The 15,274-nt window shown below is 72.3% G+C and carries 14 protein-coding genes; 6 read left to right on the forward strand and 8 right to left on the reverse strand.

What is annotated here, in order from left to right; translation table 11 throughout:
• Nucleotides 1–17 precede the first annotated feature (17 nt).
• The 7 genes from ACH4RG_RS17610 to ACH4RG_RS17640 form a co-directional block, all read right to left on the reverse strand.
• A complete protein-coding gene (locus ACH4RG_RS17610) occupies nucleotides 18–1,061 on the reverse strand; it encodes a ketoacyl-ACP synthase III (RefSeq protein WP_397917269.1) in 1,044 nt (347 codons plus the stop codon).
• Nucleotides 1,058–2,845 (reverse strand): CoA-transferase, encoded by a 1,788-nt coding sequence (locus tag ACH4RG_RS17615; RefSeq protein ID WP_397926960.1) that lies wholly within the window; start codon nucleotides 2,843–2,845, stop codon nucleotides 1,058–1,060. Before ACH4RG_RS17615 ends, ACH4RG_RS17610 begins: the two co-directional genes overlap by 4 nt.
• Nucleotides 2,842–4,134, reverse strand: coding sequence for a beta-ketoacyl-[acyl-carrier-protein] synthase family protein (locus ACH4RG_RS17620; RefSeq protein ID WP_397917271.1), 1,293 nt, complete (start codon nucleotides 4,132–4,134; stop codon nucleotides 2,842–2,844). The genes ACH4RG_RS17615 and ACH4RG_RS17620 overlap by 4 nt, the downstream gene beginning before the upstream one ends.
• A 201-nt stretch (nucleotides 4,135–4,335) precedes the next feature.
• Complete coding sequence (locus tag ACH4RG_RS17625; protein WP_397917272.1) at nucleotides 4,336–5,142, reverse strand: ABC transporter permease; 807 nt, start codon at nucleotides 5,140–5,142, stop codon at nucleotides 4,336–4,338.
• Nucleotides 5,143–5,215: 73 nt separating this feature from the next.
• Nucleotides 5,216–6,166, reverse strand: coding sequence for an ABC transporter ATP-binding protein (locus ACH4RG_RS17630; protein ID WP_397926962.1), 951 nt, complete (start codon nucleotides 6,164–6,166; stop codon nucleotides 5,216–5,218).
• 264 nt (nucleotides 6,167–6,430) lie between these two features.
• Nucleotides 6,431–7,210: an enoyl-CoA hydratase/isomerase family protein gene (locus tag ACH4RG_RS17635; RefSeq protein WP_397917274.1), complete on the reverse strand. Its 780-nt coding sequence runs from the start codon at nucleotides 7,208–7,210 to the stop codon at nucleotides 6,431–6,433.
• Nucleotides 7,207–7,827, reverse strand: a complete 621-nt coding sequence (locus tag ACH4RG_RS17640) for a LuxR C-terminal-related transcriptional regulator (RefSeq protein ID WP_397917275.1) — start codon at nucleotides 7,825–7,827, stop codon at nucleotides 7,207–7,209. Before ACH4RG_RS17640 ends, ACH4RG_RS17635 begins: the two co-directional genes overlap by 4 nt.
• A 786-nt stretch (nucleotides 7,828–8,613) precedes the next feature.
• Here ACH4RG_RS17640 and ACH4RG_RS17645 point away from each other — a divergent pair.
• The 5 genes from ACH4RG_RS17645 to ACH4RG_RS17665 all read left to right on the forward strand — a co-directional run bounded on the left by ACH4RG_RS17645 (nucleotide 8,614) and on the right by ACH4RG_RS17665 (nucleotide 13,694).
• Nucleotides 8,614–9,459 (forward strand): inositol monophosphatase family protein, encoded by an 846-nt coding sequence (locus tag ACH4RG_RS17645; RefSeq protein WP_397917276.1) that lies wholly within the window; start codon nucleotides 8,614–8,616, stop codon nucleotides 9,457–9,459.
• 94 nt (nucleotides 9,460–9,553) lie between these two features.
• A complete protein-coding gene (locus ACH4RG_RS17650) occupies nucleotides 9,554–10,972 on the forward strand; it encodes a phytoene desaturase family protein (protein ID WP_397926964.1) in 1,419 nt (472 codons plus the stop codon).
• 45 nt (nucleotides 10,973–11,017) lie between these two features.
• Nucleotides 11,018–11,551, forward strand: coding sequence for an O-acetyl-ADP-ribose deacetylase (locus ACH4RG_RS17655; RefSeq protein ID WP_007456644.1), 534 nt, complete (start codon nucleotides 11,018–11,020; stop codon nucleotides 11,549–11,551).
• Nucleotides 11,552–11,659: 108 nt separating this feature from the next.
• On the forward strand, nucleotides 11,660–13,132 hold the full coding sequence (locus ACH4RG_RS17660) for an AlkA N-terminal domain-containing protein (protein ID WP_397926966.1): 1,473 nt from the start codon (nucleotides 11,660–11,662) through the stop codon (nucleotides 13,130–13,132).
• A 25-nt stretch (nucleotides 13,133–13,157) separates the two neighbouring features.
• Nucleotides 13,158–13,694, forward strand: a complete 537-nt coding sequence (locus ACH4RG_RS17665; protein ID WP_397917279.1) for a methylated-DNA--[protein]-cysteine S-methyltransferase — start codon at nucleotides 13,158–13,160, stop codon at nucleotides 13,692–13,694.
• Nucleotides 13,695–13,799: 105 nt separating this feature from the next.
• On the opposite strand, the gene ACH4RG_RS17670 is transcribed toward ACH4RG_RS17665, so the two are convergent.
• Nucleotides 13,800–14,384: a TMEM165/GDT1 family protein gene (locus ACH4RG_RS17670; protein ID WP_397926968.1), complete on the reverse strand. Its 585-nt coding sequence runs from the start codon at nucleotides 14,382–14,384 to the stop codon at nucleotides 13,800–13,802.
• Between the two features lie 379 nt (nucleotides 14,385–14,763).
• Between ACH4RG_RS17670 and ACH4RG_RS17675 the strand changes: the two genes are divergently transcribed.
• Nucleotides 14,764–15,168 carry a (2Fe-2S) ferredoxin domain-containing protein gene (locus ACH4RG_RS17675; protein WP_397917281.1) on the forward strand — a complete coding sequence of 135 codons (405 nt, stop codon included), beginning with the start codon at nucleotides 14,764–14,766 and terminating at the stop codon, nucleotides 15,166–15,168.
• Nucleotides 15,169–15,274: the final 106 nt, after the last annotated feature.

Below are 15,274 nucleotides of genomic sequence, written 5' to 3' on the forward strand. Positions count from 1 at the left end.
TGGGGAACCGGCCGGGCTCACGGAACGCGCAGGAGCATCGCGCCCCAGCTGAAGCCGCGGCCGATGCCGATCGTCGCGACGAGATCGCCGGAGCGGATCTTCCCGGAGCGGAGGTTCTCGGAGAGGCAGCTGGGGATGGAGACGCTGGAGGTGTTGCCGCGCTCCTGGATGTTGGTGAGGAGCTTCTCGCGCGGGATCTCCAGCGTCCGGCACACCTGGTTGATCATGTTCAGGTTGCCCTGGTGCGGCACGAACCAGTCGATGTCGTCCACCGTCAGGCCGTTGCGCTCCAGGATCTCCTGGCCCACGTGGGAGAGCAGCTTCGGCCCGACCGCGCCGACCTCCCGGCCGCGCATCAGCATCTTGTCGTTCTCGTCGATGTCGAAGGCGTCGAAGTACGAGCCGTCCGCGTGCAGCGCCACGTCCAGCAGCCCGTGTTCCTCGGTGTCCGCCGACCAGACCGCCGCGGCGGCCCCCGCTCCGAACAGCGCCGAGTAGCGGTAGTCGAAGTTCAGGATCGGACGCGGGTTCTCCGCGCAGACGACCAGCGCGTTGCGCATGCCGAGCGCCGGGAGCATCGCGGCGGCCGTCGCCGTGCCGTACATGAAGCCGGCGCAGGCCACCGAGGTGACGTCGAAGCAGGTGGCGTGGCGCAGCCCCACCTGCTTCTGGAGCGGCAGGGAGATGTCCATGTAGTTGTTGGTGGCGCTGGAGGGGTTGACCCGCGGCCGGGTGGTGGAGGTCGTGCCGATGACGAGGTCGATGTCGTCGGGCCCCAGACCGGCGGCGCTCAGGGCGTCGTCCACCGCCTTGGCCGCCATCTCCACCGCGCGTTCCTTCTCGTCGGCCGGCCAGTGGCGGCTGACGATCCCGGTGTTCTCGCGGATCCAGGCGTCGTCGATGCCCAGTGCCTCGATCTGCTCGAAGTGGGCGTTGGTGATCGGCTCGCCGGGGAAGTAGTGGCCGATCCCGGCGAGCCGCACGGGGGCGATCGCGGTGGGCGGCAGCGGGCGCAGATGCGCCGTCGCCGGGTCGGGGACGGTGTCGGCGGTGGTGGTCATCGGTAGAAGCCTTCCGGGTCCATGGTGCGCAGGAGGACGAGTTCTTCGGTGGTGACGGCCTTCTCGTCGGTCAGGAACCCGCTGACCCCGGTGGAGGCCTCGGGGAATTCCCAGCCGGTGAGGTCGCGAACCGCTGCCTCCGGCCCGTCGGGGAGGTCCTTCTCGGCGCGGCCGCGGCCCGGAACAGGCGGCAGCCAGCTCACCAGCTCGAAGGCGGCTCCGGCCTCGGCGCGGGTGAAGCGCCCGAACTGGCTGACCACGTCGCGGACCCGCAGGCCCGGGCTGGTGAGGTGGGCCAGCCGCGGTACGTAGCGGCGGGCCGAGGCGACCGCGATCACCACGCAGTCCACGGACGAGGCGATGTCGTTGGCCCCGCCGGAGCCGGTGATCCAGCGGCCGTCGGGCAGCAGCGTCGTGTTGATGTTGGCGTCCGGGTCGATCTCCGCGGCGGAGAGCACGCCCAGGCAGCGCGGGTTGGCGGCGACCGCGCCGCCCAGCGTCTCCGCGACGCCCGCCAGCATCTGCGAGCGCTCGGCGTGCCGTTGACTGAAGAGGAAGACGTCGCCGGGCTCGGGGTCCATCGACTGGAGCCCCAGCTCGGCGGCCACCCGCACCTGGACGCCGTCGCGCCCCAGCAGCCGGGCCGCCAGCCACGCGGACATGTGCGAGGTGCCGATCCCGGCGAGCAGGGTGTCGTAGCCGCGATCCCGGACCAGGTCCGCGATCGTGCGGGCGCCGAGCACGATGAGCTGTTCCTGCTCGGTGGGGGCGGCGTACCCGTCCACCGGGCTGCGGTCCTTCTCCGCGGCGACCGGGGCGCCGGGCGGCGCGGGGAACACCAGCGCGCCGCGGCGCGTACCGCCCAGCCGCTCCAGATAGTCGGAGTGGCTCCCCACCCCGCCGACCCACTTCTCGTACCAGGCGGCGGCGGCCTCCGGGTCCTTGCAGGCGGCCACGATGTCGGTGAGGAAGTCGTAGTCGTCCAGGTAGCCGTCGATCCCGGCCAGTCCACCCGTGCGCAGCGACTGCGGGTGGGCGCCGAGCGGTGCCTCGCACAGGCCGAGGACACGGGCGGCGGGGATCACCACCCGGTCCGGCATCGCGGCGATCACCTCGTCGTCGACGATCGCCTCCACGGAGGCGAGGACCCCCTCGGTGGCGGCGTAAGCGGCCCAGGCGCCCTCGCCCAGCGGGGGGCAGGCGACAACGTTGCCCCGGCGGTCGGCGGCGACACCGTGGAAGAGGGTGAAGCGCGGGCGCAGCGGGCTGAGCAGGGTGACGGTGCGCTCCGGGTCCTCGGGATGCGGCACCAGGTGGAGCTTGCCCTCCTTGCCGTGCCGGAGGTCGGTCTCGGCGAGCATCGAGCCGGTGGTGGCGAAGGGCTGGCCGAGCGCCCCGGCCATCAGCCGCTGGGTGTAGCTCAGCAGCGACCACATCTCCACCTCGAACGGCCGGCCATCGGCCAGCTCGCGGTAGAGGCGGTTGGGGCGCGGCGAGGGGTAGGTGTCGCCGACGAAGCCGGTGATCACCTTGCGTACGGCGCCGGAGAGCGCCAGCGCATGGGCGCTGGAGTGCACGGCGGTGGTGCTCACCGTCATGCTGCCGCTCCCGGCGAAGGCCCGGCACACCGCGTTCAGCAGGGCGTTGGGCCGCGACATCGTCGCCGCGGCGTGCACGTGGTCGCCCTCGCGGACGAAGCGGCGTACCAGGTCGTCGGGACCGGTGGCCAGGTAGGGGCCGGGGCGGGTACCGGCGGTGGAAGGGCGTTCGGGGGCTGTGGTCATGCGTGCTCCAGGGCCATGACGGAGGTCTGCGAGCCGAAGGCGAAGGACAGCGAGACCGCGAGGTCGATCTCGGTGTCGCGCGGCCCCTCGGCTACGTGGTCGTAGTCGCACTCGGGGTCCGGCGTGACGTGGTTGGCGGTCGGGGCCAGCCGCTGGTGATGGAGCATCAGCGAGGTGGCGGCGACGTTGATGATCCCGGCCATGCCGAACGTGTGGCCGTAGATGGGTTTGTTGGAGCCGTGCGGCGGCAGGCCCGCGTCGTCGTGGTGCGGCAGCAGACGGCGCAGGGCCCGGCTCTCGGCGATGTCGTTGTACCGGGTGGCGGTGCCGTGGCCGCAGACGTAGCCGATCTCCTCCGGCTTGCGCCCGGCGTCGTCGAGCACGCCCGCGACGACCGACGCGGTGACGTCCCCGACCAGGTCCATGCTGGTGGCGTGGTTGGCCTCGTTGAGGGCGCGGTGGCCCAGGATCCGTGCGTAGATCCGGGCGCCGCGCGCCCGCGCGGACGACTCGCGCTCCAGGCAGAGCGTCATGGCCCCCTCGCCCAGGGCGAATCCGCGCCGGTCGCGGTCGTAGGGGCGTACGGCGGTGGCGGGTTCGTCGCTTTCGGGCGAGAGCACCCCGTCCCCGAGCGCCAGGTAGCAGCGGGCGACCTCGGGGACGATCGGGAACTCGTGCCCACCGGCGAGGACGACGTCGGCACTGCCCGAACGCAGCTCGCGCAGTGCGAGGCCGATCGCGTGGTGGCCGCCGACACAGGCGCTGCTGACCGTGGTGACCAGGCCCTTGGCACCGACGCCGATGGCGGCGAGGGTGGCCGGGCAACCGGCCAGACCGCGGAACATGGCCGTCGCCCTGCCTCCGTAGGGGTTCTGCTCCGGGTCCGCCGTGATGGCCCCGGCCCACCAGGACAGCGGGCCGCGGGACGAGGACTGGACGATGCTCATGCGCTCCGGGGCGATCTGGCCCCGGGCGATCCCGGCGTCCTCGAGGGCGTCGCCCACGGCGGCCATGGTCGCCAGGATGTCGCGGTTGTACTTCGCGGCGTGCGCCGGCAGGAGGTCCGGCAGCCGGGCCTCGGTGTCGAAGGCGCCGAGCTGCGCGGCCGCGTGGACCGGCAGGCCGGCGGCGGCGAACGCCGGCGTCTCCAGCCGGCTCACCTGTGAGGTACCCGTGGAGACATGGCTCCAGAAGGAATGGACATCGGGGGTGCCGGGCAGCACGCATCCGATGCCGGTCAGCACGATGGGATCGGAGGGGTCCGGGGAAGGGGATCGGCTGCTGTCCATGGATCGAAACTAGCTGCCCATACATGAGCCTCGATATGGCCGTCAAGTACTCATGCGCCCTCAATGTGGTGACTGCCAGTACTCGAATATGCGACCCGGACGTCGACACCGTACGGTATGCGCGCCCGCACACACGGAAGCGGCCCGCCGCCTCCGTGAGGGAGGCGCCGGACCGCTGGGGGGTGGGTGCGGGCGCGTGGCTCAGGCGTTCTTGACGTCGCGTCGGTCCACGGCGTACGTACCGGCGGCGACGACCGCGGCGGAGAGGACCACCAGCAGCGCGACGCCGCCCCAGGGGACGCCGGTGAGCAGCGGGTCGCTGCCCAGCGCCCACTCCCACGGGGAGATGTTCGCCAGCGGCTCCAGGGCGTCGGACATCGGCGCGATGGCGTGCAGCAGGTACCCGACCACGAGCACACCGGCCGCCACGCCCAGCGCGGGGCCCCGCCCGAAGCCGAACCCGACGACGGCGTACGCGACCCCCGCGTGCGCCACGGCCAGCAGGCCGACGGTCAGCGTCACGGCCGCGACCCCGCCTCCGGAGACGTCCATGTCGAAGGAGAGGACCGAGCCGTACACCGACAGCCAGACCAGGATGCTGGTGAGGGCCAGGCCGAAGGTCACGCAGAGGAAGCGCACCAGAAAGACCGTGCGCCGGGCGACCGGCAGCGCGAGCAGCAGTTCCAGCCGCCCGGCCTCCTCGTCGCCGCCGGTCAGGGCGGCGGTCGCGGTCACGGCCATCAGGCCGAGGAGGAGGGGCAGCAGTACCGCGTACAGGTTCCCCTTGAGATAGCCGCTCGCGCTGCTGATCTGGTCGATTCCGAAGGCGGCGGCCATCTCCGGCGATATGCCGGAGGAGAAGTCCTCCAGGGCGCCGGACTCCTCCATCGAGGGCCAGGCGCCGACGACGGAGAGTGCGAGCAGGACCAGCGCGGCCGACCAGGCGATCAGGGTGCGCTTCTGGATCTGTACTCCGCGCCGGAAGATCTCCGAGCTGGGCGATGACATGTGTTTCCCTTCCGGCCGGCCCGAGGGAGCGGCCTTGGTGACTGAGACCCGTGGCGGGGGTGTCCGGCGATCGCTACCGCACCGGGTCGGCGGCCGGGGAGGGATCCTCGGCCCCGGTACTGGCCGGGGCGCCGGTCCGGTAGTACTCCAGGAACGCCTCCTCCAGGTCCGGTTCGGGCGCGGTGAGTGTCGTGATCCGGCGGCCCGCCAGGAACGTCAGCAGCGCGTCGGGCGAGCCGGCCCAGGCCAGGGAGACCTCCTGACCCTCCGGCCCGCGCCGCTCCACGTTCGACGCGCCCTCCAGGTCGGCCAGCGCGGCGAGCGGGACGTCCTCGCCCTCCGCGAAGGCGATGTGGAAACGCTGCGCGGCCCGGCGGCGCAGTTCCCGCGTCGGACCGGAGGCGGCGAGCCTGCCGCCCTGGACCACAGCGACCAGGTCGGCGACCCGCTCGACCTCGGAAAGGATGTGCGAGGAGAGCAGCACGCTCTGCCCGCCCGCCCGGGCCTCCTCGACGGTGGTGAGGAACACCTGCTGCATCAACGGGTCGAGCCCGTTGGTCGGTTCGTCGAGGATCAGCAGCTCCGGCCTGGCCATGAAGGCGCCGACCAGGCCGACCTTGCGGCGGTTGCCGGTGGACAGCCCACGCACCCGGCGGGACGGGTCGATGCCGAACCGCTGGACCAGCTCGTCCCGGTAGGCGGTGTCCGTCAGTCCTCGCAGCCGCCCCCAGGAGGTCAGGGTCTGACCGATGGTCAGCCGCTCGTCCAGGCGCAGTTCACCGGGCAGATAGCCGATGCGCCGCCGGACCTCGGGGTCGGTCGGGTTCTGGCCGAGCACCCGGACCTGGCCGGATGTGGGCCGGGAGAGGCCCATGAGCATACGGATCGTGGTGCTCTTGCCGGCTCCGTTGGGGCCCAGATATCCGTAGACCACGCCCTGGGGGACTGTCAGGTTCAGTCGGCTCAGCGCGGTGAAGTCACCGAACTTCTTGGTGACGTCGGTACATTCGATGAGAGGGGTCACGTCTCTTCTGCTCTCTCCTCGTGCGTCCACGGCTCGTGCGTCCACGGTCGGCCGGGGTCGTCCGGCGGGCATCGGGGTGGGGGATGGGGCGTCAGGTCTGCCGTACGGCACGGCCACTATATTCAGTGAATACTGAATCTAATCAACAACACTAACGTCGCAGCTCATCCACTGCAACGAAGCGCCTGCCGCCCGTGGCTCGAAGGCGTCGGCTTCCGAAGGGTGTCGCCGAACGGCCGCCCGGCGTGACCCGAACGAGAGCCCCTAGGAGGCGGGCGAGGGGTCCCGGTTGGCGGCGGACGCGGCCTGCCACCAGTAGCCGTTCTCCACGCCGAGAGCCGCTGTGCGATCCAGATGCCCGGAGTCCCGCAACAGCCGGACGCCCGCCTCCAGGAGCTCCGGGTCCCCGGCGGCCACCGAGGCCGCCAGCGCCTGCGCCTCGGCGAGAGCCCCGCCGTCGGGCACGGTGCGCTCCACCGCGCCCAGCCGTGCGAGTTCGTCCGCCCGCACGCGCTCCCCGGGGATCAGCAGCATCCGGGCGGCCACTCCGCGACCGGCCCTGCGCAGCAGCGAGTGGACCGCGCCGCCGCCCGGCACGGCTCCGATCCCGAGCTCCGGGAGGCCGAACAGCGCCCCCTCGCCCGCCACCACCAGGTCGCAGGCCAGAGCCAGTTCGAGGCCGCCGCCGAGCGCGTACCCCTCGACGGCCGCCACCACGGGAAAGGGGGCCTCGTGCAACGTCGCGAACACCGTACGGAAATGGGCCCGCCGCACCGCGCGGCGCGACAGGTCGCGCCACTCGGACTCGCGAGTGTCGGCGCCGCTGGAGAAGGTCCCGCCGGCACCGGTGAGCACCAGCGCCCCCGGCGCCTCCCCGTCCCGATCCGTCAGCTTCCGCAACTCGTGGTCGAGTCGCCCCAGCATCGCGGTGGACATCGCGTTGCGCTTGTGCGGCCGGTTCAGGGTGAGGGTGGCCACCCTCCCGTACCGCTCGACCAGCAGGGGGCTCGAATCCCCTTCGGCTGCTGTCGACTGTGTGGTCATCCGCAGGGCCTCAGCATTCTGAACAACTCCTTGCGTCCGGACACGCCCACCTTGTGGAAGACCCGGCTCGCGTAGTTCTTGACGGTCTGCTGGGTGAGGCACAGCTCATCCGCGATCTCCTCGTTCGAGCGTCGGCGGAGTAACAGGCCGAGGATCTCCTCCTCGCGTCCGCTCAGTTTCCACCTTCCGCCCGCTTCGGCGTGCCGGGGCATCGGCGCGCGCTCGGGCTCGTCGGCCCCCAGGTGCCAGAAGCCGCGCCCGCTCAGCACGTCGTGCAGCCCCTTGACGATGGACTCGGGCGGGCATGACTCGTGCACGAACCCGGCGGCCCCGCCCCTGATGCAGTCGACCACGCTGCGGGGGGTGTTGTCCCTGCTGTAGAGGATGACCCGGGTGCCGCTCCAGTACGCCAGATTGCCGAGCACCTCCTGCCACTGCTCGTACTCCACGAGCGCGACGTCGGGCCGACGTCCGGGAAGACTGCCGGCAGCGGTCGGGTGTGGACAGCCGCCCAGTACGGTGACGTCGGGATCGCCCCGGAACAGATCGAGAATCGCCTTGCGTATCAAAGGTGACGAGTGCAGGACCATCAGTCCGCGTCTGCCCGTCTCGGCCATACCAGAACCCCTCGTACTCCAACGGCGGCGGCTGGCGCCGCGTGTCGTTCGGCATGTTGTGAATGTGTTGAACCGCGTTCGCGCGATGGCGCCCTCCCGCCCGGTGGGAATCCGCTCCGGTGTGGCCCCGGGGCGTCGGGAAAGCGGGATGGCGGCGCCCGTCGGCGCACGACCCTCGTATTGTTGCCGGGATGCCGCCGTGTATTCAGGCGGGGGTGGAATTCCTCACCGGCGATTATTACTGGAGCGTAGATATCCTGCGTGAGAATGGGATTCCCGGTGCAAGACGCACCCGCTCCACGTTCGGTTCCACTTTCGCAGACCCTGGATTCCGGGGTTCGGTGTGCACGTTAAGACTCTGTGACATCCGTGGGAACACTGGGTCCGGGCGCGGGCGTCCTGACGCGGTGGCCGCAGCCGCACCGGATCGCGGTGGCGCGGCGGGAAAGGCTGCCTGGTCCGGCAGGGATGACGTAACCCCGAGGGGTTAGCTGGCTGAGGCACGGCTTCCCCCCTGTAGTGCGTTCCAGCTCGGTGGCCGCTCAGGGCCGTGCGGGGTGAACCAATACGAGAGTTGGGACCCCGAATCCAGGCCAACAGTAACCGTAGAGCCTTCGCTTGTCACGTAGTGGGTTTTTTCCCGGGGTCAAGAATATGCGGTGGAAATTGACACATCCTTTGTTCAGTTTGCACTTTGCGGACACTGTCCGGCATCCGGCCCTGCGTCGGAGATGTCCGCATTCACCCGGGCGGCGATGGCTTGTCCGGTCGTGCTTAGCTGGAGCCATGATCGATGACTTCCTGTACGGGACCGCCGGGTACCCCGGACCGCCGACCGAGGTCGAGGCCGCCGTGCGCGCCGCCGCCGCGGCCGAGATCATGCCTCGCCACCGGAAGCTCGCCGCCCACGAGATCATCGAGAAGAACGGCCCGCACGATCTGGTCACCGCCGCCGACCGGATGGCCGAGGCACACCTCACCGCCGCCCTCACCGAACTCCTGCCCGGATCGGTCGTCGTCGGAGAGGAGGCCGTGCACGCCGACCCGGCGGTCTACGACGCCCTCGGCGGCGACGCCCCGGTCTGGATCGTCGACCCGGTCGACGGCACCCGCCAGTTCGTCCGGGGCGAGGCGGGCTTCTGCACCCTGGTCGCCCTCGCCCTCCACGGCGAGGTGCACGCCTCCTGGACGTACGCACCGGTCAGGGGCGAGATGGCCATCGCCGTGCGAGGCCGCGGCGCCACCCTCAACGGGGCGCCGATACGCTCCGGGTCGCCCGCCCCCGGCGCCGTGCTGAACGTGGCGATGTCGCACCCCGACTACACCGACGAGGTCCAGAAGCGGGCGCTGCTGGGCCTGCGCACCGAAGGCGTCGCGGCCCGCCCCTGCGGTTCGGCCGGACTCGAGTACCTCGCCGTCGCCCGCGGCGCCCTGGACGCCATCGCCTTCAACTGGGAGTACGCCTGGGACCACGCCGCGGGCCTGCTCCTGGTCACCGAGGCGGGCGGCGCCCAGTCGACCCTGTCCGGCGCCCCGTTCCGTATCGCCGGCGGCAATGACCTGCCGTTCACGGCCGCCCGCGACGAGGCCACCGTCCAGCGCGTCCTGGCCGCCCTGCGCACGGACGGCTGACCCGCCCGGGCGAACCGGGGGCACCCGCCTCCGCACGGTCGGTGGCGGCGAATATCCTGGAGGTCCGACTGCCGGCCGACGAAGGAGTCCCAAGGTGCCGTCGATGCTCGATGCGGTCGTGGTGGGCGCGGGGCCCAACGGACTGACCGCCGCGGCCGAACTGGCCCGCCGGGGCCTGGACGTGGAGATCCACGAGACGCACGACACGGTCGGCGGGGGAGCCCGCACCGAGGAGCTGACCCTCCCGGGGTTCCGGCACGACCCCTGTTCCGCCGTGCACCCCCTCGCGATCGGTTCACCCGCGTTCCGGGCGATGCCCCTGGCCCGGCACGGCCTGGAGTGGCTGCACCCCGAGGTCGACCTCGCCCACCCCTTCCCGGACGGCACCGCCGCCGTGCTCACCCGCTCCGTCGGCGAGAGCGCGATGTCGCTGGGAGCCGCCGACGCCGGGGCCTACCGCCGCCTCATGGCCCCCTTCCTCGGCCGCTGGGACACCCTGGCCGCCGACTTCCTGCGCACCCCCTGGGACGGCCTGCCCCGCGACCCCTACCGGCTGGCCCGCTTCGGTCTGCTCGGCCTCCAGCCCGCCACCTGGGTCTCCCGCCGCTTCGCCGACGAGAAGGCCCGCGGCCTCTTCGCCGGGCTCGCCGCCCACGCCATAGCCCCCACCAGCGGATTCGCCACCTCGGCCATCGCCCTAGTCTTCGCCCTCGCCGCCCATGAGAACGGCTGGCCGGTGCCGCGCGGCGGCTCCCAGGCCATCTCCGACGCCCTCGCCTCGTACCTCCGCGAACAGGGCGGCACGGTTCGCACCGGCAGCGAGGTCAAGCGCCTGGACGAACTCCCGCCCGCCCGCGCCTACATCTTCGACACCTCACCCTCCGCCCTCGCCCGGATCGCGGGCCTGGGCTCCGCGTACCACCGCTACCGCTACGGCGCCTCCGCCTTCAAGATCGACTACGCCCTGTCGGGCCCCGTCCCCTGGACCGCGTCCGAGGCCCGCCGCGCGGGTACCGTCCACATCGGCCCCGACGCCGGAACCATCGACACCGCGCTGAAGGCGGCCGTCGAGGGCCGCGACCCGAGCGTCCCCTTCCTCATCACCGCCCAGCCCAGCCTGACCGACCCTTCCCGGGCCCCCGAGGGGCGCCACGTCTTCTGGGTGTACGGGCACGTCCCGGCAGGATGGGAGGGCGACGCGACCGACGTCATCGAACGCCAACTGGAGCGTTTCGCCCCCGGGTTCCGCGACCTGGTGCTCGCCCGCGCCCTCGCGGGACCGCCCCAACTCGCCGCGCGCAACGCCAACTACGTCGGCGGCGACATCGCGTGCGGAGCCTTCGCCGGCCTCCAGACGCTGATCCGCCCCAAGCTCGCCCGCGTCCCCTACGCCACCGCGCACCCCGCGGTCTTCCTCTGCTCCTCGGCCACCCCGCCCGGACCCGGGGTCCACGGCATGTCCGGCCACCACGCCGCCAGGGCCGTATGGCGAAGGCTGCGGGCCTCCTCCTGAACGGACCGGGCGGCGAAGGCCCCCGGCGCGGGGCATGATGTCCGCATGAGCACCTCTGTCTCCCCCGCCGTACGCCTGGTCCGCGGCGACATCACCGATCAGTCCGTCGATGTCATCGTCAACGCGGCGAACTCCTCGCTGCTCGGCGGCGGCGGAGTCGACGGCGCCATCCACCGGCGCGGCGGTCCCGACATCCTCGCCGCCTGCCGTGAGTTGCGCGCCTCGCACTACGGAAAGGGACTGCCCACCGGGCAGGCCGTCGCCACCACCGCCGGACGCCTCGACGCCCGGTGGATCGTGCACACGGTCGGCCCGGTCTTCTCCGGCGCCCAGGACCGCTCCGCCCTGCTCGCCTCCTGCTACCGCGAATCCCTGCGGCTGGCGGCCGAGTTGGGGGCCAGGTCCATCGCGTTCCCGGCGATCTCCACCGGCATCTACGGCTGGCCGATGGACGACGGGGCCAGGATCGCCGTACGCACGGTCCTGGCGGAGACCGTGGAGCCGGTGGAAGAGGTGCGCTTTGTCCTCTTCGACGCCCACGCGTACGTGGAGTTCGAGGAAGTCCTCGCGATGCGCTGAGACCGCGTTCCCGGCCCGGGAGGGTTCGGTCGCCTGTCGGATTTCCGCGCGAGGGCCCTGTCGGATTTCCGCCAGCCAAGCCCCTGACCGGTGCACCATCCTGGATCCATGCACACCGACACCGAGCGCTGCGTGCGGGCCGTCCAGTCCAAGGACGCCCGCTTCGACGGCTGGTTCTTCACCGCCGTCCTCACCACCCGGATCTACTGCCGTCCCAGCTGCCCCGTCGTGCCGCCCAAGGTCCGCAACATGACCTTCTACCCCAGCGCCGCCGCCTGCCAGCAGGCCGGATTCCGGGCCTGCAAGCGGTGTCGCCCCGACACCAGCCCCGGCTCCCCCGAGTGGAACGCCCGCGCCGACTCGGTCGCCCGCGCCATGCGCCTGATCCGGGACGGGGTCGTCGACCGCGAGGGCGTGCCCGGGCTCGCCTCCCGGCTCGGCTACTCCGCACGGCAGATCGAACGCCAACTGCTCGCCGAGCTGGGGGCCGGCCCGCTCGCCCTGGCCCGCGCCCAGCGGGCGCAGACCGCCCGTCTCCTCATCGAGACGACCGCGCTGCCCATGGCCCAGGTCGCCTTCGCCGCCGGCTTCTCCTCGATCCGCACCTTCAACGAGACGGTCCGCGAGGTCTTCGGCCTGGCCCCCGGCGAACTGCGCACCCGGGCCGCCCGAGGCCCCCGCCCCGCCGCCGTACCGGGTGTCATCGCGCTCCGCCTCCCGTACCGGGCCCCGCTCAACCCCAGCAACCTCTTCGGCCACCTCGCCGCTACCGCCGTCCCCGGCGTGGAGGAGTGGCGGGACGGCGCGTACCGCCGCACCCTCGCCCTCCCGTACGGGCACGGCGTCGTCGCCCTGAGCCCGGGGCCCGACCACATCGCCTGCCGGCTCTCCCTCACCGACCCCCGCGACCTCACCCGGGCCATCAGCCGCTGCCGCTGGCTCCTCGACCTGGACGCGGACCCGGTCGCCGTCGACGCCCAGCTGCGCGCCGATCCGCTGCTCGCCCCGCTGGTCGAGGCGGGACCCGGCCGCCGGGTGCCCCGCACGGTGGACGGGGCGGAGTTCGCCGTACGCGCGGTGCTCGGCCAGCAGGTCTCCACCGCCGCCGCCCGCACCCACGCCGCCCGGCTGGTCACCGCCCACGGCGTCCCGGTCGAGGACCCCGAAGGCGGGCTGACGCATCTCTTCCCGACCCCGGAGGCGCTGGCGGGACTCGACCCGGAGGCCCTGGCCCTGCCGCGCACCCGCCGCACCACCCTCACCACCCTCGTCGCCGCCCTCGCGGAGGACCGGCTCCGGCTCGACACCGACACCGACTGGGAGCGGGCCCGCGCCGAACTGGCCTCCCTGCCCGGCTTCGGCCCCTGGACGGTCGAGTCCATCGCCATGAGGGCCCTCGGCGACCCCGACGCCTTCCTCCCCACCGACCTCGGCATCCGCCGGGCGGCCGAGCGGCTCGGCCTGCCGGCCACCCCCGCCGCCCTCACCGCCAGGGCCGCCGACTGGCGCCCCTGGCGGGCGTACGCCGTGCAGTACCTCTGGACGGTGGACGACCACCCCATCAACCACCTGCCCGCCTGACGCCTGACGCCGACAAGGACACTCCATGACCCCGACCAGCACCACCCCCACCTCACCGGTGACCAAGCAGCACACGGACCTCGACAGCCCCTACGGCCCGCTCACGCTCGTCGCCACCGACGGCGTCCTCTCCGCCCTCTACATGACCGACCAGCGCCACCGGCCGCCCCAGGAGACCTTCGGCGACCCGGATCCGGAGCCCTTCGCCGAGACGATCCAGCAGCTCACCGAGTACTTCGCCGGCCACCGCACCACCTTCGACCTCCCGCTGAACCTCGCGGGCACGCCGTTCCAGCGGAGCGTGTGGGCGGAGCTGCTGAAGATCCCGTACGGCGAGACCCGTACGTACGGCGAGCTTGCCGAGGAGCTGGGAAAACCGGGCGCCTCGCGGGCGGTCGGACTGGCCAACGGCAAGAACCCCGTCGGAATCATCGTGCCGTGCCACCGGGTGGTCGGAGCCTCCGGGAGCCTCACCGGCTACGGCGGTGGCCTGGACCGCAAGCAGCGGCTGCTCGCCTTCGAGAGCGGAGGGACGGAGGACGGGGTGCAGCCACTCTTCTGAGAGCGGGCGGGGCGTGCCGAAGGCGGCACGCCCCGCCCGGGCCCCGGCCGCTTGCCCCGCGCCTCCGGGCGACGACCGGAGCCGGACGACAGGGCCTGGCGCTCCTCAGCCGGTGAAGATCTCCACGGCCGTCCAGACGGCGAGGCCCAGCATGCAGATCCCGCCGATGCGCTGCACGGTCTTCAGCGGTACGCGCTTCGCGATGAACCGGCCCGCCAGCAGCGCCAGCGCCGACACGGACATCAGGGCCGCGGCCGCACCGATCGCCGTGGACCAGGTGCCGTTGCTCGCCGCGAGGTTGGCGGTGGTGATCTGCGTGAGATCGCCCCACTCGCTGATGAAGACCGCCATGAACGCGGTCGTGTAGACCGGCCAGAACCCGGTCACGGTCTTCACCTCGGCGTCCTCGTCGTCGTCCCCGCCGCTGCCGCGCAGCAGCATGAACGCGCCGAACGCGAAGAGCGAGGCCGAGACGAGCTTGACGATCCACTCGGGCAGCAGCCCGATGAGGCTGCCCGCACCGACGGCGATGGCGACGTGCACGACGAACGCGGACGAGGTGCCGAACCACACGTAGAGGGGCCGCATCCGCGTGCCCATGGCCAGCGACGCGAACATCGTCTTGTCGGGGAGCTCCGCGAGGAAGATCAGCCCGAAGGCGGTGATGATCGCCAGAGGGTCGAGGTGCATTCCGGGTGGCTTTCTGTTCGAGCCGGGCCCCGGATCTTCGCGAAGCGCCGCTCGGGCTTTTCGGAGGACCACTCGGCCCGGCATGACGGCTCCGCCCACAGGGCGTGGACGTGTCATACAGGACCGAAGGTCTCGCCCGCCCGTGGCAGTCCTTCGCAGGACACACGAGCCCGGCCACCGGGAACCCGGAGGTTCCAGTATGTCGACGACCGGTTTGCGGGGCTACTCCCCTTCGCAGCGGTCAACACTACCCCACCCGGCCGGAGACGGGGTCTGGTGTTCGAACGGCGTGCGCCTCGGTAGCATCGTGATGATCACCCGACCTGTGGTGGTCCGCCGCCGATCCGACTCCACCCCACCGCGACGGGAAGTGCCCCTCATGAGCCGCCGCTCCCGCAAGGACGCGCCCGCCCAGGGCGCCCCCCGGCCCACCGTCAGCGTCTGCCGGGGCTGCTGCTGCGGCACGGAGAAGATCCCGGGCGTCGACCACCCGGCCCAGCTGCGTCGGCTGCGCACCGGCCTGGAGGGCGCCGCGACCGTACGGGCGGTCGAGTGCCTGGACGCCTGCGAGCAGGGCAACGTCATCGTCGTGCAGCCCTCCGCCGAGGGCCGCCGCGCCGGGGGCCGGCCGGTCTGGCTGGGCCTGGTCAACGACGAGCATGCCGAGCAGGACATCGTGGCCTGGGCTGCGGAGGGCGGCCCGGGGCTCGCCGACGCCCCGGACATCCTCGACCTCTACGTCTTCCAGCCCTCGCGCCGGGTCCGGGCGGGTCTGGGCGACTGAGAGGTCTGGCGCGCCCGTTCGCTGAGCCGTGCGTGACGGATCTGGTCGGTCCGAGTCGGCCTCCCCGGGCGGTCACCGCACGCGGCGGCGTGCCCAGCGACCGGCG

This window comes from Streptomyces sp. NPDC021019 (assembly GCF_044333295.1).
Lineage (GTDB): Bacteria > Actinomycetota > Actinomycetes > Streptomycetales > Streptomycetaceae > Streptomyces.